Raw genomic sequence first — 464 nt, 5'->3', positions numbered from 1 at the left:
TCGTGGGCTAGAGGCGCAGACGGGGGCGGCTTGGTCGCCGAGTTGGGTCTTGCACTGATGTTCGTCGGCAAGCCTCTGCTGGTTTTCGATACCCTCGTTGCAATCGCACCCTTCGAGGGTTTCAACAGCCGGCATTTGCGGGACTACAATCGGGCGGTTTGGGCTGGCCTGTCTTGTCTGGCGGTGGGCTTGTTCCTGTGGGCTTGAGCGCAAACTCTCATGCCATCTCGTGAGCCTCGCACGTCGGTTATCCAAGCCAGAGGCTCAGCGATCCTGGAGATATACCGATGCGCTTGACGAAACTTCTCGGCATCGAGCTGCCGATTACTCAGGCCCCGATGGCGGGGGTGCAGGGGCATGCGCTGACGGTCGCGGTGTCCAATGCCGGGGGTCTTGGGTCGCTGCCGTGCGCGATGCTGAGCGCCGATGCCTTGCGTAATGAGCTGACGGCCATTTCGCGCCAG

The 464-nt window shown here is 62.1% G+C and carries 2 protein-coding genes; both read left to right on the top strand.

The window, feature by feature from the left end; genetic code table 11:
• On the top strand, positions 1-207 hold a 207-nt coding region (locus GPA21_RS20420; RefSeq protein WP_211163757.1), incomplete at its 5' end, for a hypothetical protein.
• 80 nt (positions 208-287) lie between these two features.
• A partial coding sequence (locus tag GPA21_RS20415) for a nitronate monooxygenase (protein WP_211163758.1) occupies positions 288-464 on the top strand: 177 nt, incomplete at its 3' end.

The sequence above is a fragment of the Azoarcus taiwanensis genome, from assembly GCF_012910885.1.
GTDB lineage: Bacteria > Pseudomonadota > Gammaproteobacteria > Burkholderiales > Rhodocyclaceae > Azoarcus_F > Azoarcus_F taiwanensis.
Note: the sequence above shows the minus strand (reverse complement) of the source record. Positions and strands in the feature narration are given on the sequence as shown.